The 22,789-nt window shown below is 38.8% G+C and carries 18 protein-coding genes; 13 read left to right on the top strand and 5 right to left on the bottom strand.

Annotation, left to right across the window (positions count from 1 at the left end; translation table 11 throughout):
• Positions 1-307: 307 nt before the first annotated feature.
• The 7 genes from QZ738_RS07120 (at position 308) to murI (ending at position 7,882) form a co-directional block, all read left to right on the top strand.
• Entirely contained in the window at positions 308-1,189 is an 882-nt protein-coding gene (locus QZ738_RS07120; RefSeq protein ID WP_293786034.1) for an NAD kinase, read from the top strand.
• A 2-nt stretch (positions 1,190-1,191) separates the two neighbouring features.
• Positions 1,192-2,004, top strand: coding sequence for a DUF6089 family protein (locus QZ738_RS07115; protein ID WP_293786033.1), 813 nt, complete (start codon positions 1,192-1,194; stop codon positions 2,002-2,004).
• 19 nt (positions 2,005-2,023) lie between these two features.
• Positions 2,024-2,764, top strand: coding sequence for an isoprenyl transferase (locus QZ738_RS07110; protein ID WP_293786032.1), 741 nt, complete (start codon positions 2,024-2,026; stop codon positions 2,762-2,764).
• 148 nt (positions 2,765-2,912) lie between these two features.
• Positions 2,913-5,456, top strand: coding sequence for an outer membrane protein assembly factor BamA (gene bamA, locus QZ738_RS07105; RefSeq protein WP_293786030.1), 2,544 nt, complete (start codon positions 2,913-2,915; stop codon positions 5,454-5,456).
• Positions 5,457-5,644: 188 nt separating this feature from the next.
• Positions 5,645-6,175: an OmpH family outer membrane protein gene (locus tag QZ738_RS07100; RefSeq protein ID WP_293786179.1), complete on the top strand. Its 531-nt coding sequence runs from the start codon at positions 5,645-5,647 to the stop codon at positions 6,173-6,175.
• Between the two features lie 63 nt (positions 6,176-6,238).
• Positions 6,239-6,817, top strand: coding sequence for an OmpH family outer membrane protein (locus tag QZ738_RS07095; protein ID WP_293786028.1), 579 nt, complete (start codon positions 6,239-6,241; stop codon positions 6,815-6,817).
• A gap of 249 nt (positions 6,818-7,066) precedes the next feature.
• Positions 7,067-7,882 (top strand): glutamate racemase, encoded by an 816-nt coding sequence (gene murI, locus QZ738_RS07090; protein ID WP_293786026.1) that lies wholly within the window; start codon positions 7,067-7,069, stop codon positions 7,880-7,882.
• Positions 7,883-8,223: 341 nt separating this feature from the next.
• Here murI and QZ738_RS07085 read toward each other — a convergent pair whose 3' ends face one another.
• The 4 genes from QZ738_RS07085 to QZ738_RS07070 are packed head-to-tail and all read right to left on the bottom strand — an operon-like array spanning position 8,224 to position 15,091.
• A complete protein-coding gene (locus QZ738_RS07085; protein WP_293786024.1) occupies positions 8,224-9,363 on the bottom strand; it encodes a cytochrome c peroxidase in 1,140 nt (379 codons plus the stop codon).
• Between the two features lie 2 nt (positions 9,364-9,365).
• The gene (locus QZ738_RS07080; protein ID WP_293786022.1) at positions 9,366-10,931 is read right to left on the bottom strand and encodes a DUF6850 family outer membrane beta-barrel protein; all 1,566 of its coding nucleotides are present in this window, start codon (positions 10,929-10,931) and stop codon (positions 9,366-9,368) included.
• 48 nt (positions 10,932-10,979) lie between these two features.
• Positions 10,980-12,305, bottom strand: coding sequence for a DUF4876 domain-containing protein (locus QZ738_RS07075; protein WP_293786020.1), 1,326 nt, complete (start codon positions 12,303-12,305; stop codon positions 10,980-10,982).
• A gap of 11 nt (positions 12,306-12,316) precedes the next feature.
• Complete coding sequence (locus QZ738_RS07070) at positions 12,317-15,091, bottom strand: TonB-dependent receptor (RefSeq protein WP_293786018.1); 2,775 nt, start codon at positions 15,089-15,091, stop codon at positions 12,317-12,319.
• A gap of 222 nt (positions 15,092-15,313) precedes the next feature.
• Here QZ738_RS07070 and QZ738_RS07065 point away from each other — a divergent pair, with 222 nt between their 5' ends.
• Positions 15,314-17,215, top strand: a complete 1,902-nt coding sequence (locus QZ738_RS07065; RefSeq protein ID WP_293786016.1) for a class II glutamine amidotransferase — start codon at positions 15,314-15,316, stop codon at positions 17,213-17,215.
• Positions 17,216-17,560: 345 nt separating this feature from the next.
• On the opposite strand, the gene QZ738_RS07060 is transcribed toward QZ738_RS07065, so the two are convergent.
• Positions 17,561-18,187: a LysE family transporter gene (locus QZ738_RS07060; RefSeq protein ID WP_293786014.1), complete on the bottom strand. Its 627-nt coding sequence runs from the start codon at positions 18,185-18,187 to the stop codon at positions 17,561-17,563.
• 143 nt (positions 18,188-18,330) lie between these two features.
• On the opposite strand from QZ738_RS07060, the gene QZ738_RS07055 reads away from it, so the two are divergent.
• The 5 genes from QZ738_RS07055 to guaA all read left to right on the top strand — a co-directional run bounded on the left by QZ738_RS07055 (position 18,331) and on the right by guaA (position 22,693).
• Positions 18,331-19,767 (top strand): MFS transporter, encoded by a 1,437-nt coding sequence (locus tag QZ738_RS07055; protein ID WP_293786012.1) that lies wholly within the window; start codon positions 18,331-18,333, stop codon positions 19,765-19,767.
• Between the two features lie 64 nt (positions 19,768-19,831).
• A complete protein-coding gene (locus tag QZ738_RS07050) occupies positions 19,832-20,290 on the top strand; it encodes a dCMP deaminase family protein (protein ID WP_293786010.1) in 459 nt (152 codons plus the stop codon).
• A 94-nt stretch (positions 20,291-20,384) separates the two neighbouring features.
• A complete protein-coding gene (locus QZ738_RS07045; RefSeq protein WP_293786008.1) occupies positions 20,385-20,621 on the top strand; it encodes a prevent-host-death protein in 237 nt (78 codons plus the stop codon).
• On the top strand, positions 20,618-21,016 hold the full coding sequence (locus QZ738_RS07040; protein ID WP_293786007.1) for a type II toxin-antitoxin system VapC family toxin: 399 nt from the start codon (positions 20,618-20,620) through the stop codon (positions 21,014-21,016). The genes QZ738_RS07045 and QZ738_RS07040 overlap by 4 nt, the downstream gene beginning before the upstream one ends.
• A gap of 147 nt (positions 21,017-21,163) precedes the next feature.
• Positions 21,164-22,693, top strand: a complete 1,530-nt coding sequence (gene guaA / locus QZ738_RS07035; RefSeq protein WP_293786006.1) for a glutamine-hydrolyzing GMP synthase — start codon at positions 21,164-21,166, stop codon at positions 22,691-22,693.
• Positions 22,694-22,789: the final 96 nt, after the last annotated feature.

The following is a 22,789-nucleotide window of genomic DNA, read 5'->3' as shown; positions in this document are numbered from 1 at the left end:
TGATATTTATGGGGCCGATTTAAAAAAGAGTGATTATAGGGATGAGGTTAATGGTTTAATCAATATGGTATAGGATCCCTAAAGATTGATTAAAATAAAGGTAGAAATAAAAAGTCGATTTACAGGAACTGATTCTTTATATTACGAAATAATAAGTTATTCAATGCCGGCTATTTTTTCGACAAATTGGGATTTTGAGGGTTTTTGCGAAGAAATATTTACACATATTATTAAAAGAATAAATTACTTTTGTGACTAAATGGATAATGTTCTTCTTCGACGTTACGCTTAATGTTTAAATCTTACTATGAGGATTGCAATTTACGGCAGGGATTTTAATGATACGGTTTTGCCATATGTACAGGAGGTTTTTAATCATTTAGCCGAACATCATATTCAGCCTGTTTTATATGCTAAATTTAAAACATCGCTACATGGCAAGATAAAACTGCCTGCCAATACCATTATTTTTCATAACCATACCGAACTAAAGGAACGTGCAGACGTATTATTAAGCTTGGGCGGAGATGGTACTTTGCTTGATACATTATCGTTGATCCGCAATTCGGGCATACCTGTAATCGGGATCAACTTTGGCCGCCTGGGCTTTCTGGCCAGTATCAATAAAAACGAAATCGGATCGGCACTACATGCGCTGATCAATAAAGAATATACCTTAGATTCGAGGTCGCTTTTAAGGTTGGAATCAGATAATGGATTATTTGGTGAAGAGAACTTTGCCTTGAACGATATTACCATCCACCGCCGTGATAACTCGGCTATGATGATTATACATGCCTCCATGAATAATGAGTTTATCAACTCCTATTGGGCAGATGGATTAATTATTGCTACCCCAACAGGCTCTACAGCATACTCATTAAGTTGCGGTGGACCAATTATCTATCCGGATTCTAAAAACTTTGTCATTACACCTATTGCACCACATAATTTAAATGTTAGGCCCGTGGTTGTACCCGATAGCAATATGCTCTCTTTTGAGGTAGAAGCCAGAGAATCAAAGTTTTTGGTTTCGTGCGATAGCCGGACTGTTACCGTAGAGCGTTCTGTAAAAATTAGCATAAAAAAGGCAGATTTTTGCTTAAATCTTGTTCGGCTTAATAATGAAACTTACTTAAACACGTTAAGAAATAAATTATTGTGGGGTATCGACACCCGTAACTATTAAGTATGGCTCCAGGCAAACAGCTATTGATCATATCCTTTCTTATTTTTAGTGTGCAGCTAATTTATGCCCAGCGTTTGGTGGTGGGCGAGCCATCTTGGGAAGTTGGGATGATGGCTGGTGGCGCGGGTTACCTGGGCGACCTCAATCAAAACAACCCCTTACAGATCAGCGGTTTTTCCGGAGGTGCTTATGTAAAGCGGAATTTTAACCAATATGTTGGCATTCGTTTGAATTATACTTATGGGCAGATCAGGGCAGATGATGCCGATTCTGATAATGAACAGTTTCGACAACGAAATCTGCGTTTTAAAACAGCGTTAAATGAGTTTAGCGGGCTGATAGATTTTAATTTCTTTAATTTCAACCTCGGTGGCGGGACACGTCAATTTACACCATATCTTTTTACAGGCGTAGGTTTCCTGATATTTAAGCCAACTGTGGATGTTTATGGTGAAAAATACAGGTTAGACCGCTTAGCCACTGAAGGCCAGGAAAATGGATATACAAATGCGGTTTTAACGATTCCTTACGGCTTGGGGTTGCGGTATAATTATAAAGACACCTGGAGCGTTTTTACAGAATTGGGGTACAGAACACCCTTTACCGATTATATTGACGATGTCAGCGGCCGTTATCCAACTAATCCTGCTTTCGTAAGAAGCGGAGAAAATTGGGTCAATTTATCTGATCCTTCTGCTAACCAGATTGGAGTGCCGGGAACCCAAAGAGGCGATTTTAGAAAAAGGGATACTTATCTATTTGTTAGTATTGGCATATCTTTTACCTTTGTATCCTCAAAATGCTATTCCTTTTAAGCTGATTTTGATATAATTAATGGGATTTAAAGAACAAATAGACTACAGCCGCCTGCCAAAGCACATTGCCGTAATCATGGATGGTAATGGAAGATGGGCTAAAGGCCAGGGCAAAGTGCGGGTTTTCGGACATGAACAAGGTGTACTTTCTGTAAAAGATATTGTAGAGGGCTGTGTGGAAGTAGGTATTAAATACCTAACCTTGTATGCTTTTTCTACCGAAAACTGGAACAGGCCCAAAGAAGAGGTGGATGCGCTAATGCAGATTCTGATTTCAACTATTAATAAGGAAACTGAAACACTTAATAAAAATAATGTTAAGCTGAACGCCATTGGCAATATTGCCTCTTTGCCCCGGGAGTGTATTGATGATTTAAAAGAAGCGATGGAAAAAACAGCTCATAACGAAAAGTGTACTTTAACACTGGCATTAAGTTATAGTGCGAAATGGGAGATTTTGGAAGCCGCCAAAAATATTGCGTCAGCCGTAAAAGATAATGCCATTTCTTTGGATGATATCAACGAAGACCTGTTTTCATCTAAACTAACAACCGTAAATATGCCCGATCCTGAACTGATGATCAGGACCAGTGGCGAACACCGGATTAGCAATTATCTGCTTTGGCAGATGGCTTATACCGAGTTTTATTTTACTGATGTTTTATGGCCGGATTTCAGACGTGAAAATCTTTTCGAGGCTATTGTAGACTATCAAAAACGCGAACGCCGATTTGGTAAAATTAGTGAACAGTTAAACTAATTTTTCTTTTAACACTTTTTAACAAGCGTTTAAACTAACTTAGCACCACTTTTATACGATAAATGAAACCATAATAAGGGAACAACGTAAAAACATTCTGCTTGATAAACAGCGTTACCTTTTGGTCATTACTGAACAAATAATTTTAATGAAAAGAATATTTCAGGTTTTAATCCTACTCATTTTAGCCGTTCCGGCCTTCGCTCAAATACGTCCACAAGGTCAGGCTCAGGTAACTCCTTCTTTAAAGGTTGGTGGCTTAGATCTCGATTATTTTAGTCCAAAAGAGTATATTATCGGAGGTACAACGGTAACAGGAACCCAGTATTTGGATAAAGAAGTATTAATCACCTTATCTAAGTTAACCAAAGGCGATAAAATTGTTCTTCCGGGTGAGGCAACTTCTGATGCGATTAAAACATTGTGGGCGCAGGGCTTGTTTGATGACGTTAAACTTAACATTGAAAAATTTGTACAAGATTCTGTTTATTTCGAAATTGAAGTAGTAGAGCGTCCGCGGTTGAGTTCTATTGATTTAAAAGGTGTTCGCAAATCTGAAAAAACCGCCATTCAGGAAAAACTGAATGATAAAACGGGCAAAATCGTAAATGATAACCTGTACAATACCACATCTGCCATTGTTAAAAAATATTTATTGGATAAAGGCTTTTTCTTCACCAAAATTGATTACAAAACGCGCAAAGATCCGAATGCAGAAAACAGTGTGGTTTTGGAAGCCTATATCGATAAAGGCCACCGCGTTAAAGTACAGCACATCGATTTTACCGGGAACAAGGATTTCAAATCATCAAAACTGAGAAAATTCCTGAAAAATCCTAAACAATTTGCATGGTGGCGTTTCTGGGGCTCCGGAAAATTCTCAAAAGAGAAATATGAAGAGAACAAGATCAAAATGGTTGCTAAAATGCACGAGAAGGGATATCGTGATGCGGAATTGTTAAAAGATACCATTTACCAATATAACGATAAGAAAGTTAATATCAGAATGGACCTTTACGAGGGTAAAAAATATTATTTTGGTAATATCACCTGGGCAGGTAATGCCATTTATCCGGATAGTATTCTGAATAAAGTATTGACCATTGAAAAAGGTGATGTTTTTAGCGAAGAAAGATTAAACAAAAAATTAAATGGTGGTGGTGAAAACGGGGGCGATATCAATAGCATGTATACCGATAATGGATATTTAACTTTTAATATCGATCCGGTACAGACCAGAATCTATGGAGACACGGTTGATGTAGAATTACGGATGTACGAAGGACCACAATACACCAACAACCGCATTACTTTAAAAGGTAACACGATTACAAATGACAAGGTTGTTTTACGTGAAATCCGTACTAAACCGGGGCAGAAGTTTAACAAAAGTGATTTAATCCGTACCATTCGTGAGATTGGTCAGTTAGGTAACTTCGATGAGTCTAAAACAGTACCTACACCTCGCCCTAACCCGGCTGATGGAACTGTGGATATTGAATATGCCGTAGAAGAAAAGCCTTCAGATCAAATCGAACTCTCTGGTGGTTTTGGTGGTGGCCGGATCATTGGTACGTTAGGTTTAACTTTTAATAACTTCTCGTTACGTAACCTGTTTAACTTAAAAGCTTACAAACCACTGCCAAAAGGTGATGGACAGAAATTAAGCCTGCGTGGACAAACCAACGGTAAATATTATCAATCCTATAGCTTCTCCTTCTCACAACCCTGGTTTGGTGGCGAGAAACCGGTAAGTTTTGGGGTGAGTGCCTTTACTTCATTACAATCTAACGGTATCAGCAGCAGCGATGCGCTATTTCAAAAAATTCGTTTAAATGGGGTAACCGTTAGTCTGGGCAGAAGGTTAAACTGGCCTGATAACTATTTCCAGTTGTCTCATGCGATAAGTTTACAACAGTATATTCTAAATAACTATTCTGGATACCTGTTTAATACAGGTACTTCTTATAACCTGAGTTTATCACAAGAGATCAGCCGCGATTCAAGAGATTCGCCAATCTTCCCTAAATCGGGATCATTTTTACGTTTCACTGTTCAGGCTACACCGCCATTTTCATTGTTAAATCATACAAACTATGCTACAGCATCTGATCGGGAGAAATACCGTTTTACGGAATACCATAAATGGAAATTCGATTCGCAGTGGTATCAAAGGGTAGTTGGTAACCTTGTAGTTAAGGCCCAGGCACAATTTGGTTTCTTAGGCCAGTATAATAAAGCAGTTGGCCAATCGGCTTTCGAGCGTTTCAAACTGGGTGGTGATGGTATGCAGGGATTCGATTTCTTACAGGGTTCTGAGCTAATTGCCATGCGTGGTTATGCAAATAATGCCGTTATACCGAATGGTTCCGATCCAAGAATTGCACAACAGTCTGGTAGCCCTATTTATACGAAATATGTATTGGAGGCCCGCTATCCGGTAATAGCGAGCCAACAGGCAACAGCATTTGTTCTAGCCTTTGCTGAAGCTGGTAATACCTGGAATAGATTCGGTGATTTTAACCCTTTTAACGTAAGAAGATCTGTTGGTGTAGGTGCACGTATTTTCTTGCCGATATTTGGTTTACTAGGTATCGATTACGGACATGCGTTTGATAGAATTCCTGGTGTTCAGGATGGCGGTAAACAAAACTTTACTTTCAGTATCGCACAACAATTAGGTGGATTTTAATTGATAAAGAATAAAAAATTAACTAATTATGCAATAAATCATTGCAATAAGAGTTTAAAGAAAGCTTAGGTTATTAATTATTATCATTAACACACACATACAAATGAAACCATCAGGATTTTGCCTACTTGGCAATAGAGAAGATAAAATCATGATAGCTTCATCACCTTTAAAAAAACATTAACATGATGAAAAAGTATCTGTTTATCGCATTCCTAATTTGTACCTCTTTTGGTGCATTTGCACAGAAGTTTGCTTACGTAGACACCGAGTATATTTTGAAACATTTGCCGGAATATAAATCGGCACTCAATCAGTTAAATGTTGCTTCTAAACAATGGCAGCAGCAGGTCGATCAGAATTTTTCTGAAATTGACCGGATGTACAAGGCTTATCAGGCTGATCAGGTTTTATTAACTGATGATATGCGAAAAAGACGTGAAAACGAGATTATAGAAAAAGAAAAACAAGCTAAAGAATTTCAACGCTCTAAGTTTGGACCAGATGGAGATCTTTTTCAAAGCCGGGTGAAACTAATTAAGCCTATCCAGGATAAAGTAGCCGAGGCCATTAAACAGATTGCAAAATCTAAATATCTGGACTTTATTTTCGACAAGAGCAGCGAAGCTACCATGATGATTTATGCCAGTAGCAGTTACGATGTAAGTAATGATGTAATTGTTAAATTAGGTTATAAACCGGGGACTGTAAATAATTAGTATATTCGTCCCTGATTTTCGAAGAAAAACAAACAGAAAAAAATAAAAAAGTAAAATAAAAAGATGAGAAAGTTAATTAACGTATTCTTTGTAGCAGCGGGGTTATTGTTTACAGCGAATATGGCAAGTGCACAACAAAAATTAGGTCACATTAATTCTGAAGAGGTTTTTGCAAATTTACCTGAGGCTAAAACAGCTCAAACTACTTTAGAAACTTTAGGTAAACAGAAGCAAGCTGATATTGATGCCATGATCAAAGAATATCAGACAAAACTGACAGATGCCCAAAAGAAAGAAAAAACGTTAAGTGAAGCCAACAAAGAAACTGTAGGTAAAGAATTACAAGCTGCTGGTCAGGAATTACAGGATTTAGAAAAACGCATCACTGATGCCCGTACTAAAGCTTCACAAGATATAGGTACCAAACAAGGTGAATTATTTCAACCTATCCAGGCTAAAGTTGCAACGGCAATTTCTGCTGTCGCTAAAGAAAAAGGTTTAGCTTATGTTTTCGATATCGCAAACGGACAGGGAGGTAACAATTTAGTATTCTGGGATGGTGGTGATGATATTACTGCTGCAGTTAAATCTAAATTAGGTATTTCAGCTACTGCTGCAAAACCGGCTGCACCTAAAAAGTAGTCTTCAGCCAGAAGTTTAGAGTCAAACGTCTCCCTTCCGGTGTAAAAAAAGCGGGATTAAGTGTTCACTTAGTTCCGCTTTTTTTTTATCCAATTTCGTCATGCTGAATTTATTTCAGCATCTTTGGTATCTAATTTCAGTTTAGCAGCTTCAAGTTCAGGAAGACGATTGCTTTACATTTCAACTTGATAGCTAACATTCCAATTTTCCACTAACTTTAAAACGTTTCAACATTTAACTTTCAACACCATGCGGGCATCACCAATAGGTATTTTCGATTCAGGTTACGGAGGTTTAACGGTATTCCGCTCCATTGCCAATCAGTTACCCGAGTATAATTATATTTATTTAGGAGATAATGCCCGGTCGCCATATGGCGATCATGCTTTTGATACCATTTACAAATACACTTTAGAATGTGTAGAATGGCTCTTTGCCAAAGGTTGCCATTTAGTAATACTCGCCTGTAATACCGCTTCAGCTAAGTCGCTCAGGACCATCCAACAGCGGGATTTACCTGCCAAGTATCCCAATAGGCGCGTACTCGGCGTAATCAGGCCTACAGCCGAAGTGATAGACCAGTATACCAGCACCAAACAAGTGGGCGTAATGGGTACCAGGGGAACGGTTAATTCAAAATCCTACCTGTTGGAAATCAATAAATTTTACCCCGATATACAGGTATATCAGCAAAGTTGTCCAATGTGGGTCCCATTAATTGAAAACAATGAGCATCTGGAACCAGGAGCAGATTTTTTTATTGAAGAATACTGTAGCCAGCTGTTAAACCAATCTGCCGATATAGATTGTGTATTGCTGGCCTGCACGCACTATCCGTTATTGATGCCTAAGCTAAAAGCCGTATTTCCCGATTACATCAACGTTTTGGCACAAGGCGATATAGTAGCCGATAGTTTAGTTGATTATTTACAAAGGCACCCTGAGATCGAAAAAAAACTGGCTAAAGAGAGTAAAAGGGCTTTTTACACCAGCGGCGATCCGGCTGCGTTCGATGAACATGCCTCTATCTTTTTCGGCGAAGCGTTGAAATCGGGTAAGATGTGAAGTGGTTTAATTGGTCATTAGTTTACTGGTCATTGATCATTGATTTACTGGTCATTGATTATTGGTCATTGGTTTACTGGTCATTGGTCATTAGTTTATTGGTCATTAGCCATTAGTTTATTGGTCATTGATTGTTGTTCATTGGTTTACTGGTCATTGGTCATTTGTTTATTGCTCATTTGTTTATTGGTCATTGGTTTACTGGTCATTAGTTCATTGATTATTTGTTCTTGGTATTACCAAACGCTAAACGGCCAACTCAGGTGAGGATTAATAGTTAACTGTTCAAAGTGGTTAAAAGGCTGTCAACTGCGAACGCTCAACTCCAAACTCCCAGCTTGCTACTGCGGCAACTGCTCAACCCTAATCAATACCGTTGGCGAGGACAAAGCCTCTAGGAAGGCGATAACAGCGTCTTTTTCGGCCTTGCTCAGCTTTAAACCTTTCAACAACTTATCGTTTTTAGGCAGAAGCAGATCGTTTACCTGTTCTGGTTTTACCCTTTGCACGGGCATGCCCACATTGTACATGTTCATTACACCATCCATATCAGGGAATAGGCCATTATGAAACCAGGGCGCGGTTTTCATTACATTTCTTAAACCAGGTGTTTTAAATTTGCCCACATCCTCTGGTTTCTTCGTTACATTATACAGGCCTAAATCCTCGTATTTACGGCCATAATAAGTCAAACCATCATTATGGAATTCGTTATCGGTAAAAAACGGACCATTATGGCAGTTAATACAGCGGGCTTTGGTGCGGAACAGGTGTAAGCCCACCAGTTGCTGATCAGTTAACGCTTTTTTATCATTCCCTAAAAAACGGTCGAAAGGCGTTCTGCGGCTTACAATACTGCGTTGAAAAGTAGCCAGGCTTTCGAAAATACGTTTATTGGTAATTTCTTTTGAACCAAATGCAGATTTGAAATAAGGTTGATAACCTTTTATCTTACTCAGTTTTTTAGCTAAAACTTTCATATCCTGATGCATCTCGTTATGTGCTGCCACCGGGCTTCCGGCCTGTTCTTCTAAACTGCTTGCACGGCCATCCCAAAACAGGCGTTTGTAAAACCACACATTTTCTAAAGATGGAGCATTGCGGACATTGGGCAAATGATCGTGTCCGATGGATACCTGCCGTCCATCCGTCCAGTGTAAATCAGGCGCATGGCAGCTTGAGCACGAAATCTGGTTCGAACCCGATAAACGTGGATCGAAAAACAGGATTTTACCTAGCTCCACCACATGTTTCACCGAATCGTTTTTTAAATCGACGGGTGAAGGTAGAAGTTCACCCAGTTCCTGAAAGACCGCTCCTGCATCTACCGTTGGTTTTGGCCATTGGCTGGTAGGTTTTGAATAAACTTTGCGCAGACTATCAATACTCAACTCATCATCGTCATTAAAATTAGCCGATTGAAAGGAAAACAAGATCCGTCCGCTTATGATTAAGGCAAGAATGGTAAAGATTTTACTCATGTTTAAAAATAAAGGTTTAAGCTGACGTTAGAAGAAAAGCGGTCTTTGCCGGGGGCGGTAACAATTGTTCTGTTTAAGCTTTTTTGGTCGAGCTTTTGTATATAAACAGTATTTATTTTGATGCTCGACAGCATCATTTTAAATAGTGGAAATCCGTATTCTGCTGTTATTCCACCTCCTGCAGCAGATGAAGTATTGAACAAATAGTCGTGATAAATAACGTACCTGGTAAAATAAGCTTCATTAGCAGGTTCTACCGTAAATTCATCATTCAGTGAAAACTGATAGCTTGCAGAAAATCCAATGCCGATATAACGGTTGTTTTCTTTAATCCATCTTTTACTTGAACCAGCCATCAGTTTTACGCGGTTAAAATAAACATCATTTGCCCTGATGCCATCAATCCTTTCTTCGTCAAAAAAAATGGCTTTTATAAAATGGTTAAAGTTGCTTTTAGCAGATTGCGTAGTTAGAAATACTTTTGCCCCTAGGATACTGGATAAATACTTGTAGTTGTTGGCACCAAAATCAATGTTATAATCAGCACCATCAACTGATTGATATTTTGCCTGCGCACAAATGGTGCCATAGGAAAGTTTTTTATTCCAAAGCAGGTTAACGTCAGTTCTTTTGAGCTTATATTTCGAATAATCGATAAAGCCTGAACCATCTGCAAAAAAATAACGCTGACTTTCTTCAATATAATTTCCGAAAAGGTGAAAGTTACCCAGATTTCCGGCATTAATATCTAAATATAAATCTAAACCATTGCGTTGTTGGTCGTCGTTATATCTTCTGTCGTTTAATATTGGTTTAGTTTCTCCATAGCCATTTACCAGGTGGTTATAATACATTGGAAAGCTTGAGCTTTCATAGTACCGTGAATTTTTGTAGCCGATTGTTATCTTTTCCTGACCATTGCCATGGCGATAGCCAAGTCCCAAACTAACTGATGTGGATAATTTATAACCTACAGCTGCATTTAAATTAAACTGGTATTCACCTACAGAACCCCTAGGATCGTTTGTAGAGAAATGATCTCCTACTTTATAATCAGTTCCAATACTCAGACTTAATTTTTCATTAAGAAAATTCTTATTGGCCATAGCCTGAAAACTGTAAACACTTCTTTCATAATGAACATAGGCCGGAGAACCAAAATAATATGGAGAAGAAATATTGTTTCTGGTTTGATGTGCAAAACGTGTACTATCCTCAAAGGTTTTCGCATAAGAGAAACTCCCAAATAATTTAATACTGCCGAGTTTAACCGTACCTTCGGTTGATAAGTGACCAGCATTAACTTTTGTGGCTCCTTGTGAAGGAATATAGGTGCCTTTATCAAAATGGTAGGCAAGGCTGATTTTGCTAAACCTTTCGGGCATCATCGTACTGAGGTAATAACTGCTCAATTTGGCAAATTTAAAAGCTTCCTGTCTTGTCGAATCTGCATAAAATTGATTGGTAGCAGATGCCTGCTGAAACGCTTGGTCAGTAACTGTATTTTGAGCCACGGCAGATGAGGGGAGCACTAACCAAAAAAAATATTTTAGAATTTTTCTATTCATGGGAGGTTTAAAAAGCCGGTCGGATGAATCCGACCAGCAATTAATTTTTTATTTAAATCCTCTCGGATTAGCAACGTTGAAATAGTCGAAATCTTCAGTGCTGTTATTGGTGTCTTTCAGGATAATCCTGCCATTTATCATTTTTTCGGTTTTCCTGATGACCGATTGTGAAGTATATGAACCAAGTGGTACAAAGGTAAAACCAGCATCGAGGATTGCTCCAAATTTTTTCGGGATACGGTCAGTTGCTTCGTTAGGTTGCACTTCAACAGCATCAATGATCCATTTAGCTGGTATCTGATAGTATTTGCCTGCGGTTGATGATGGTGTAGCCTTGGTTGGATAATTGTATTGTGGCCAGTCTTTCGGTTTTTGAGTACCATCAACTTTCACTAATACATACCCATATCTTCCTGGGTTATCAAATATCATATCAGTACCGAAGTATGACAGTACTTCGAGATTAGGAACACTGGCATTGTCGATATCAGAAGCTAAAGGTTTACTCAAAAATGGTGCATAATAAGCTTCAAAATCAGCTTTGCTTAAATCAACGGTTAAACCAGGATCTAATACCGTAATCGCTTTGCCATCTGCTCCGGTAAATGGACTTTTATGGTTAATTGCAGTTTGGGCAACTACGATACTTTTACCTGGCTCAACAGGATGCTGTTTTCCGTTACCCGGGATCATTAAAAAAGCACGTGCATATACATAATCATTATTGGCGTCGATATTAGCAGGCATATTTTGTGATTTACTCCAGTCCAATTGCCCGCTTGGCAACAAATTATATGATCCTGATGTGCTTTTGGTGATCAATCCGGTCGTTTCTGCAAAGTATAAACTATCAGCATAAAGTGTTTTATCACTATTGTTGTAAAACTCGATAAATTGATCCCTGTAAAGCGCTCCATTTACTCGATCTGATCCTGCAAAATAGATTTGTTTGATCACCCAGTCGCCAACACTGCCCGCAATCAGGTTCAAGTTGATGCTTTCAGAGAAACCTACCGTAATCTGCTTATTTTTTAGAGATGCATTAAAGGTGACTGCTTTTTCCGTAACTGTTCCTGTAATGGTCGAATACTCGTTCGCGCTAAAGTTAGCAGAAGCATCAATATCGTAAAATCCAGGGGCCAACTTAGAAATCAGGATAACCCCTTTATCATTAGCGGTAAACTCCTGTACTGTTCTGGTCTCGATATTGGTAATTTTCAGTTTAGCGATATTGAGCGGTAGGGTATAGGTACTGGTTGACAGGCTATAGTTGATTTTAATATTTAAATCAACAGGCTCAATCTCGGTTAAATTGTTTTTCTTACAGGCCGTGAAGGCAAAGGCGATTAGAAGCAGGTAAAGGTACTTTTTCATGACTATAAAAATTAAAGTTTTAAGGATATTTCTGCGCCAAACGATGGAGCAGAATTGGGATAGGTGTATGTGCCGGATGAGCTGATATAATAAGGCTGATAATTGAAAACATTAAATACATTGAAGGAGAATTTCAGTCTTTTCTTGATTTCCTTTGAAATAGACAAATGGAAATTCGGAACAATTTTTGGCACATTGTCTTTATTTATTTCTGATAATGGTTTAAATAACTGCCCGTAATCAGGGTTTTTGGCGTCAAAGTTGGTGATGGTAACATACCTGCCATTATTGGTGATATAGGCAAATGGAATACCCGAATTAGGCGATTCAATTGATTTTTGAGCAATGGAGAAGTCTGCTATAAAATTAATCATAAGGCTGATCTTTGGAATATGTGTTGCAGAACTGATACGGCCATTACTTAAGTATGAAATTCTTTTAAGTGGTTCATAAAAGCCAACTTTTGCATAATCATCGCGTGTGATGGTTTGATCGGAGGTGTTACCCAATCTCGCGCTTTTGGTTTGGTAATTGGTCCTAAAAATTCCACCACTGAGGTTAAAAGAAGTAGCGATAGCTTTAATTTTCGGTGTATTCAATATCAGTTCAAGTCCTTGGTTGTCAGCGCTTAGGTCGTTATCAAATCTGTGGTAAACAAAATAATAATTCCTGGTTCCGGTTTCGGTAATTAGTGGTTTCTGACCGGGTTGCGGAACCACGTTGTAGGTGGGCAATGTTACAATAACAGGTGTAGCAACAGTTCCGATTCCATTTCTTGACAGTTTACTAAACAAACTGATTGAAAGGTTAAAATCTTTAATTTTAACCTGTGAGGTGAGTTCGATGGTTTGACTGTGAGCTGATTTCAGGTTTTCTGAATGATGATCGTAACGGTTTACATAGACCAGGTAAGTGCTTTCTAAGGCACTGCTATTGTTGTATGAATTGACTAAAGGAATTTCATAATAAGTTGGTCCCGGAAAACGTTGCGCCAGCGCCGGCGATTTAAAGGAAAGCCCATATGCGAAACCAATCTTCACCGATTTGCTGAGAGCATAATTTAAGTTGAGCCTTGGCGAAAATGATGGCAAAGCATTTTGAACGTCATACCTCAAACCTGCTCTTACATTCAATTCCTTTTTAAATAGCGGGAGTTTAAACATGTCTTCAGCATATAAACCAACATTGATTTGTGGTACTGCCAGGTTAAAATCGTAGTACCTTTCAGAACGCGATGGTGTTAAGGACGTTGTGGTAATGGCCGTTCCAGACCTTGGTCTGTTAGGATCGAGTACCTGTCCCATGCCCTTATTGGCACCGTAATCATAACCCGCTCCAAAAGTTAAAAAATGTGTAACGTTTCCTGTTTTGAAATCGCCATTCAGATCAAGTTTTGCAGAAGCATTAACTGGTCTGCCATCAATCAGGGTTTGGGAAGTATAAATACCCTTTACGTAAGCACCTTCGAATATGCCGGTAGAAGTGGCATCGGAGATAATCACATAAGGTTCGTTTTTAAATTCTTCTTTATATGTTACCTGATGGCCTTCTGAATAGCGTAAGTTAATTGAAATGTTTTTAAGAAAGTTATTATTTATACGGTATGAACTTCTGTTGTTTACACTGAAATTCCAGCTGTCGAACCTCATCAGTGCTTTTTTAATATCATCCGGGTCACTTTTTACGCCGTCCAAATTTTTGCCATAATCAAGGCTTAAGGTGTTTTTTAACCTGGCTTCCCGGCCAAAAGTGTTCGAATACATTAAATTGGTATTGATTCTTTTATAGGCTTTAAGTTTATCACGGTTATCGGCAAAAGAATTTACATAATTTAGTCCGATGTTTACTGCGCCCGCTTTTGGAGAGAGTTTGAAACCTTGCGAATAACCGTAAGAAGTAGCGTCATTTCGAAGTTGCATGCGCAGATAACCAGGTGCTTTTCCAGCCTGCCTTTCAACAATGACTGCACCATCACTCAAATCACCATATTTGGCAGGTGCGACACCTGGAATGACCTCTATACTTTCAATATTATCAACCGGAATCTGCCTTAAATCTGTTCCTCCAAAAGCATAATCACCTGAGTAAGCTGTTCCTCTCGAACCATTTAGGCCATATCCTTCTGATGACAACAAGGAGTTGCCAGCGCCAAGCATGCCCGGATTGTAACTCTGCATATTCATATTGTTGCTAATGGCATTGCCATCAACAATTATGGCTACACCAAAAGCATTGCTAAGTTCAAATTGGCCTCTTTGGTTGGTGGTGGGTTCGAATGAAGATCGCAGGTTGATGGTTTGCACTCGCTGTAGAGAGGGGGCTACAATTTTTCTGTTCGGTATCTGGTTCAGTAAATCGCTTAAACTGAGGGCAGGGGTTTGTTCAATAATATCTCTGGAGATCATTAAGGAAGAGTTCGATTGTCCTTCGTAATTGCGTTTCGCATTAATATCGATGGTTTCCAGACTTAAATTCAATTCTTTTAAAACAATATTGCCAAGATTAATATCACCGGCTAAAATTTTAATTTCTTTTGTTATACGCTGATAACTAATAAAAGAAAATTCAAAGGTTAAAGTCGTATTGGTTAAATTGCTGAGGCTGAATTTAAAAGACCCGTCTTCAGTAGTGGTGCCATATTGGTTAGTTTCCACAATTTTAATATTTGCAGAGGGGATCGGCCGGTTGTTTATATCAACCACTTTTCCGGTAACCACATGCTTATTTTGCGCCAGCGCAGTGTAACAAATAAACAAAAATAATAAGGAGGTATATATTTCTTTCAATTTAGACTAAATCTTAATAATGCTGCAAAGGTGTTAATTTTAAGTTTGTTTTGCAAGCTATTTAGAACTATTCTAATTAATCATACAGGTTTTTAACTTGGGAAATGCAGTGATGGCTTGTTGGTATTATCTGTCAGATCAAACTCATCATCACAAAAGAAAACACTTTTGTTTAGGTTCTGAATGTTTAAAAAGATAACTTTGCGGCTTCAAATCCATATAATGAGTGATCAGATAAAACACGAATGCGGAATCGCTTTTATTCGCCTGTTAAAACCACTTTCTTACTACCAGCAAAAGTACGGTACAGCACTTTACGGCCTTAACAAATTATACCTTTTAATGGAAAAACAGCATAACCGGGGCCAGGACGGCGCAGGTATTGCCACCATTAAACTGGATATGAAACCTGGCAGCAGGTATATTAGCCGATACCGGAGCATGGCCTCTAATGCGGTAGCCGATATTTTCGAATATGTACAGAACAAATTTGTCGATATCCAGGAAAACACCCCTGAGTTAATGCAGGATACAGAATGGCTCAAAAACAACGTCAGCTTTATTGGCGAAGTTTTATTGGGCCATTTGCGTTATGGTACACACGGTAAGAACAGTATTGAAAATTGTCATCCTTTTTTAAGGCAAAATAACTGGATGACGCGTAACCTGGTCATTGCCGGTAACTTTAACATGACGAATGTGGATGAGTTATTGGAGCAATTGTATGAACTAGGGCAGCATCCAAAGGAAAAAGCAGATACGGTAACCGTACTGGAAAAAATCGGTCACTTTTTGGATGATGAAAACCAGGAGCTTTTTGATCAGTACAAAAAAGAAGGACACGATAACGTTGCCATTACCCATAAAATATCTGATAACCTGGATATTGCCAATATTCTTCGCCGCTCGGCCAAAACCTGGGATGGTGGTTATTCGATCTGCGGTATGGTGGGTAACGGCGATTCGTTTATCATGCGCGATCCGGCAGGTATCCGTCCGGCCTATTATTATTACGATGATGAAATTGTGGTAGCGGCTTCTGAAAGACCAGCTTTACAAACCGCATTTAATATTCAGTTTAAAGATGTTAAGGAGATCGATCCAGGTCATGCTTTGATTATCAAGAAAAACGGAGAGGTAAGCATGGAGCAGTTCCGCGAGCCAACCGAAAGATTATCCTGCTCATTTGAACGGATCTATTTCTCAAAAGGAAGCGATGTTGAAATTTACCGCGAACGTAAACAGTTAGGTCGCTTACTGAGTGATAAAATTCTTCAGGCAGTTAACTACGATCTGAAAAATACCGTTTTCTCTTTTATTCCGAATACTGCAGAGGTTGCTTTCTTTGGAATGGTTGATGGTGTTCAGCGGTATGTACGGAATCTACAGAAAGAAACGTTGTTGCATAAAAAAGAGCAGTTAACAGATGGGCAGTTAGACGATTTATTGTCGCTGGCACCAAGGGTTGAAAAACTGGCTGTAAAAGATGTAAAACTACGGACATTTATTACCCAGGATGCCGATCGTAGTGAAATGGTGGCACACGTTTACGATACGACTTACGGTATTATCAATAACCACCAGGACACTTTGGTTGCACTTGATGACTCGATTGTGCGTGGTACTACTCTAAAACAGAGTATCATTAAAATTGTAGACCGTTTACATCCTAAGAAAATCATTATCGTTTCTTCTGCACCTCAGATCCGTTACCCTGACTGTTATGGTATTGATATGAGCCGTATGGGACAGTTTGTGGCCTTTGATGCAGCTATACAATTGCTTACCGAACGTGGCATGTGGCAGGTAATTGAAGATGTTTACACCAAATGTAAAACTTCGCTACTTTTACCTAAAGAGGAAATTGTAAACCACGTTAAAGAAATTTATAAACCATTTACCCCGGAAGAAATTTCGGCTAAAATTGCACAGATTATTACCCCAAAAGGTACTGTTGCTGAGGTTGAAGTAATTTACCAGAGTTTAGAAAACCTGCATGAGGCTTGTCCGAAAAGCAAAGGTGACTGGTATTTCTCCGGAAATTACCCTACACCAGGCGGTAATAAGGTGGTTAATAAAGCTTTTATTAACTGGAAAGAAGGAAATAACCAAAGGGCATATTAGATCCTAAAATAGTTGAATAACAAATAGCTCATAGTAATATGGGCTATTTTTTTTACCACCGAGTGCACTGAGTTTGCACAGAGAGAAGAATAAGCTTTATTAAAAATCACGTCATTGCGAGGAGGAAACGACGAAGCAATCTTTTAATCATGTGGCTTTCCAATACAGCTGCCCCGCTATCTAAACCTGACATTCGCGTAAAGCCCGGAGCCCGGTTTTTCACCGGGTGAGGACTTGCAGCATTGGCAGGACTAACGCTTAATAGCTGCACCGTCATTGCTTTTCAAAAAAACTATTAAGGAACAAAAGGCGCTATGCAAGATTAATTTGCAGGGAATGTAAATTTTATGCGTAAAACTTCAGGTATGTTTTAATAATCAGCCAGAAGGCGAAAAAGATGATGACTACACCTGCAATTTTATTCAGCTTTCTAAGCGCATCTTCTTTGATTTTATAACGGAGCTTGCTGGAATAAAAACTTTTAGCACCATCAATACTGAGTTGCGTGGCCATGGCAATAAAAAAGCAAACCAGTTTTTCGTTAAGCATGTTATTTAGTTTAACAGAGATAATACCGCTTACAATGATCCAGAACATGAGTGTAGAAGGAGTGAGGATGCACATTAAAAAACCTTTGAGCACGTAGCCTCTTTTGCTCACTTTTTGGAGCGTGGTGCTGTCGTAATGCACGGCGATTTTGGAAACCAGGTAATAGATACCAACCGCAAGTAGGAATACTCCACCAACAGTGCCTACGTATTTATCAAATTCTGCCTTATAATCAACAAACTGACTACCGAAAAGTACCAGGGCAATCAATATAATATCACTGATTATGACGCCTACCGCTAAAGAGAAACCAGCTTTGAAGCCCCTTTCTATGCTGGTTTTGATCATTGCAAAAAATACCGGCCCTGTTAAAAACGATGAAATAATCCCTGCTCCTATACCTAGTAATATGGCTTCAAACATGCATTTTATTGTTTAGAATATGCGAATATGCAATTTTATACCTAAACATGTAACATTTATTTTTGTTGCATAGGTTGCATAAAAAATACTGGTTATTAGTTTTTTTTATTTATGTTTAACCCCACTAAAACTAGATTTATAATATGAATTCAGAACAAACGCAAACCAAGTGGGCGCAGTTTATTCCACTGGTCACTGTATTCTTCTTTTGGGGCTTTGTGGCCGCCAGTAACGACATTCTCATCCCGGTATTTAAAAAGGCATTTGATTTATCGCAGGCCGAAAGTCAGTTGGTTTCATTGGCATTTTACATCGCTTATACGGTGGGCGCGTTAATCTATAACCTTATTTCAGTTATTATAGGGAAAGATATTGTAAACAAACTCGGCTATAAAAATTCATTGGCTCTTGGTTTAGTTATTTCAGCAGCAGGTACGTTGCTTTTTTATCCTGCCGCCAATTTACACTCATTCCCATTGATGCTTTCAGGCTTGTTTATCGTAGCCTTGGGTTTCTCTTTGCAGCAAACAGTTGCCAATCCGCTGGCCATTGCTTTAGGGCCGATTAAAACAGGTTCGCAGCGTTTAACACTTGCAGGTGGTATCAACAACTTTGGTACAACCATCGGACCGCTTATTGTAAGTTTTGCCATTTTCGGTTCGGCAGCAAATGCAAACACCAACATCAGTGTAGAAAGCGTTAAAATTCCTTATTTAATTTTGGGCGTAGCTTTTATAGCGGTTGCCATTTTCTTAAAAATGTCATCATTACCTGATCGACCAGCTTTGGTGGAAGCTTCAGCAGATCATACTAAATCGATTAAGGGATCGGCATTGAACTATCCGCAACTGGTTTTGGGTATGATAGCCATTTTCGTTTACGTAGGTGTTGAGGTTTCAACAGCGAGTAACTTACCTGCCTACATGGAAAAAGATTTGGGTTTTGAAATTAAAGATATTGCACCTTATATCTCGCTATACTGGGCAAGTATGATGATTGGTCGTTGGACTGGTGCTGTTGAAGCTTTTACCGATAATGTAAGTACGCAAAAAATATTACGTTTCATTGCGCCTTATTTAGCATTTGGTATTTTCCTGGTGGTAAATGCAATTGCAAAACATGATCTGGCTCCTTTTTACGTTTATGCAGCTATTATTTTGGTGCTGATTTTAGCGGATATGGCCAGTAAAGGTAACCCCGCCAGAATGTTATTGATTTTCTCTGCTATTGGTATTACCGCTTTATTGATCGGTATGTTTACTACCGGCATGACAAGTGTATATGCCATTACCAGTGTAGGTTTGTTCTGCAGCACTTTATGGCCATGTATTTTTACTTTAGCCGTTAGCGGTTTAGGTAAACATACCAGTCAGGGAAGCAGCTTCTTAATTATGATGATTATGGGTGGTGGTATTATCAGCTGGTTACAGGGTTTGGTGTCAGAATTTACAGGTATTCAATATAGCTATATTGTGGGTATCATTTGTTTTGCTTACCTGGCATTTTATGCCTGGAGGGTAGCTTCCATATTAAGATCACAGGGGATTAATTTCGACCAGAAAATTTCTGGCGGACATTAATTTTTAATAAAGTATTTTAGCAGCCACAAAGATTGAATTCTTTGTGGCTTTTTTATTTTAGCAAATGACAGATAAACCCAGTTTTGATTCGATATTTATGAACCTGGCTACCGATTTAGCTGCCCGCTCACACTGTGTGCGTGCGCATGTTGGTGCCGTTTTAACAAAAGACACCCGCATTATTTCCATAGGTTACAATGGCCCGCCTGCCGGTACACATAACTGCGATGAAGAATGGCCGGAGCATGGTTGTGCCCGCGATAGCAAGGGGAGTTGCTCTTTAGCACTGCATGCGGAAGAAAATGCCATTTTATATGCTTCAAAAAATGGATCAAAAATAGAAGGATGCACGCTATATACCACGCTGTCACCTTGTATTGCCTGTGCCCGACTGATCTTATCATCAGGGATCAAACTGGTATATTATTCTAAATCTTATGCGGCGTACAAAGGTTTACCCAGCGATGAAGGGGTTGACTTTTTGAGGAAATTTGGCGTAGAGGTGATTTTGATGGAAAGCTAGCGTTTTATCATTTTTAATTGTAAAAACTTAAGGCTAATATTTATCTTGACAACTTGACAAGTTTTGTTTATCTTTGATTATAAAACTATTAGCTATGAAAACAATGTCTGTCGGGGAATTTAAAGCTCAATTTTCTGAAGTACTGGAAGATGTTAAGGCGGGTATTGGCATTGCTGTAACTTATGGAAGGAAGAAGGAAGTTATTGGCTATTTCGTTCCTGATTTGGAAGAAATTAATCAAGAGCGCAAAATAGGTATGCTTGATGGAAAAGCAGAAATAGTATTTAGAGATGATTTCAAGATTACAGAAGAAGAATTCTTAGGTTTATGATTTACCTTTTAGATACTCATGTACTAGTTTGGTCATTCATGTATTCACCTAAGCTTTCAAATACCTGTATGGGAATTTTAAAGGATAAGAAAAATACAATTTTAGTGAGTACCATAAGTTTTTGGGAAATATCTTTGAAACATTCCATAAATAAGCTCGATATTTTGGGAATAATACCAGAGGCTCTGCCTAAACTCGCAATAGAGGCTGGTTATGAACTTTTGCCCCTTTTACCTGACGATGTGGCTAATTACCATCATTTAAATGCAAACTGGCATAGAGATCCTTTTGATAAGATGCTAATATGGCAAGCTATTCAAAAAGATATAACTTTAATCAGTAGAGACGAAGATATGATTAAATACAGGTCAGCAGGATTAAAGGTTGTTTGGTAGTTATTGTTCATCGGTTCATTACAACTGATTTGTTAGTAACTGCAAATTGAAAACTGTCTTCGGACTCCGGACTGCCGCTTCTGACTTTTCCACTAAAAATCTCTAATCTTCCGTATCAAATCTCGTATCTAATTGGTACCTTTGCGGATGCAAGAAAAAATCATTATCGTCGATTTTGGTTCGCAATTTACACAACTCATCGCCCGTAGGGTTCGCGAACTAAATATTTACTGTGAAATATATCCATACAACAATCTTCCAGAGGTTACGCCCGATGTAAAAGGTGTTATCTTTTCTGGAAGTCCGTATTCTGTTCGCCAGGAAGATGCACCTCAGATTGATTTATCAAAATATCATTTAAAATATCCATTACTGGCCGTTTGTTATGGCGCGCAATACATCGCCCAACATTCAGGTGGTAGCGTTCAGCCTTCCTCAACGCGTGAGTATGGCCGTGCTAACTTAAATTTTGTAAATCAGGAAAACAAATTGTTTAGAGGGATCAACATTGGTTCTCAGGTTTGGATGAGCCATGGCGATACCATTACCGATATTCCTGAAAATTTTGATCTGATTGCCAGTACCGATAGCGTGAGGGTTGCAGCTTACCACATTAAAGATTCTGATACTTATGCCATTCAGTTTCACCCTGAGGTTACCCATAGTATTGATGGAAAAATTCTTTTAGAAAATTTCCTGGTTGATATCTGTGGCTGTAGCCAGGATTGGACTTCGGCTGCTTTCGTTGAAACAACCATTGCAGATATTAAAGCTACTGTGGGTAATGATAAAGTGGTTCTGGCGCTTTCAGGCGGCGTAGATAGCAGTGTTGCCGCGGTACTTTTGCATAAAGCTATTGGTACCAATCTACACTGCATATTCGTGGATAATGGTTTATTACGCAAAAACGAATATGAAAGTGTTTTAGAGCAGTACAAAGATTTTGGCTTAAATATTAAGGGCGTTGATGCCAAAGACAAATTTTTAGGTCAGTTAGCGGGTGTAGAAGATCCTGAAACAAAGCGTAAAATTATTGGCCGTGTATTTATCGAAGTTTTCGATGAGGAATCTCACCTGATCCAGGATGTAAAGTGGCTGGCTCAGGGTACCATCTACCCTGACATTATCGAATCCGTATCGGTAAAAGGTCCATCTGCAACCATTAAATCGCACCATAATGTGGGCGGCTTGCCGGATTTTATGAAACTTAAAGTAGTAGAACCGCTTAAAACTTTGTTTAAAGATGAAGTAAGAAGAGTAGGTACTGCATTAGGTTTAGAATCATTTATTTTAGGGCGCCATCCTTTTCCAGGACCGGGCTTGGGCATTCGAATCATCGGAGAAGTTACCCCTGAAAAAGTGGCGATTTTACAAGATGCAGATAAAATTTATATCGATAATTTGAAAGAAGCTGGTTTATACGATAAAGTATGGCAGGCTGGAGCAATCTTTTTACCCGTAAGATCGGTAGGGGTGATGGGCGATGAACGTACCTACGAAAATGTAATTGCTTTAAGAGCGGTAGAATCACTTGATGGCATGACCGCAGATTGGTGCCACCTGCCTTATCCGGTATTGGCTAAAATCTCAAACGAAATTATTAATAAAGTTAAGGGAATCAATAGGGTAGTGTACGATATCAGCTCTAAACCACCGGCAACTATTGAGTGGGAATAGCTTTTAGTTTGCAGTTTTGAGTTGTCAGTTTGGAATACAAACTGTATAAAATTAAGGTGATGCTAGCAAGGTGGAATAAACTTTGCTAGCATATTT

The sequence above is a fragment of the uncultured Pedobacter sp. genome (genome assembly GCF_913776295.1).
GTDB lineage: Bacteria > Bacteroidota > Bacteroidia > Sphingobacteriales > Sphingobacteriaceae > Pedobacter.
This window is presented reverse-complemented; position numbering and strand designations above follow the sequence as displayed.

Coding starts and splice junctions, on each gene's coding strand:
- QZ738_RS07120 (WP_293786034.1), top strand. CDS start 308: ATGAGGATTGCAATTTACGGCAGGGATTTTAATGATACGGTTTTGCCA.
- QZ738_RS07115 (WP_293786033.1), top strand. CDS start 1,192: ATGGCTCCAGGCAAACAGCTATTGATCATATCCTTTCTTATTTTTAGT.
- QZ738_RS07110 (WP_293786032.1), top strand. CDS start 2,024: ATGGGATTTAAAGAACAAATAGACTACAGCCGCCTGCCAAAGCACATT.
- bamA (WP_293786030.1), top strand. CDS start 2,913: ATGAAAAGAATATTTCAGGTTTTAATCCTACTCATTTTAGCCGTTCCG.
- QZ738_RS07100 (WP_293786179.1), top strand. CDS start 5,645: ATGAAAAAGTATCTGTTTATCGCATTCCTAATTTGTACCTCTTTTGGT.
- QZ738_RS07095 (WP_293786028.1), top strand. CDS start 6,239: ATGAGAAAGTTAATTAACGTATTCTTTGTAGCAGCGGGGTTATTGTTT.
- murI (WP_293786026.1), top strand. CDS start 7,067: ATGCGGGCATCACCAATAGGTATTTTCGATTCAGGTTACGGAGGTTTA.
- QZ738_RS07085 (WP_293786024.1), bottom strand. CDS start 9,363: ATGAGTAAAATCTTTACCATTCTTGCCTTAATCATAAGCGGACGGATC.
- QZ738_RS07080 (WP_293786022.1), bottom strand. CDS start 10,931: ATGAATAGAAAAATTCTAAAATATTTTTTTTGGTTAGTGCTCCCCTCA.
- QZ738_RS07075 (WP_293786020.1), bottom strand. CDS start 12,305: ATGAAAAAGTACCTTTACCTGCTTCTAATCGCCTTTGCCTTCACGGCC.
- QZ738_RS07065 (WP_293786016.1), top strand. CDS start 15,314: ATGAGTGATCAGATAAAACACGAATGCGGAATCGCTTTTATTCGCCTG.
- QZ738_RS07060 (WP_293786014.1), bottom strand. CDS start 18,187: ATGTTTGAAGCCATATTACTAGGTATAGGAGCAGGGATTATTTCATCG.
- QZ738_RS07055 (WP_293786012.1), top strand. CDS start 18,331: ATGAATTCAGAACAAACGCAAACCAAGTGGGCGCAGTTTATTCCACTG.
- QZ738_RS07050 (WP_293786010.1), top strand. CDS start 19,832: ATGACAGATAAACCCAGTTTTGATTCGATATTTATGAACCTGGCTACC.
- QZ738_RS07045 (WP_293786008.1), top strand. CDS start 20,385: ATGAAAACAATGTCTGTCGGGGAATTTAAAGCTCAATTTTCTGAAGTA.
- QZ738_RS07040 (WP_293786007.1), top strand. CDS start 20,618: ATGATTTACCTTTTAGATACTCATGTACTAGTTTGGTCATTCATGTAT.
- guaA (WP_293786006.1), top strand. CDS start 21,164: ATGCAAGAAAAAATCATTATCGTCGATTTTGGTTCGCAATTTACACAA.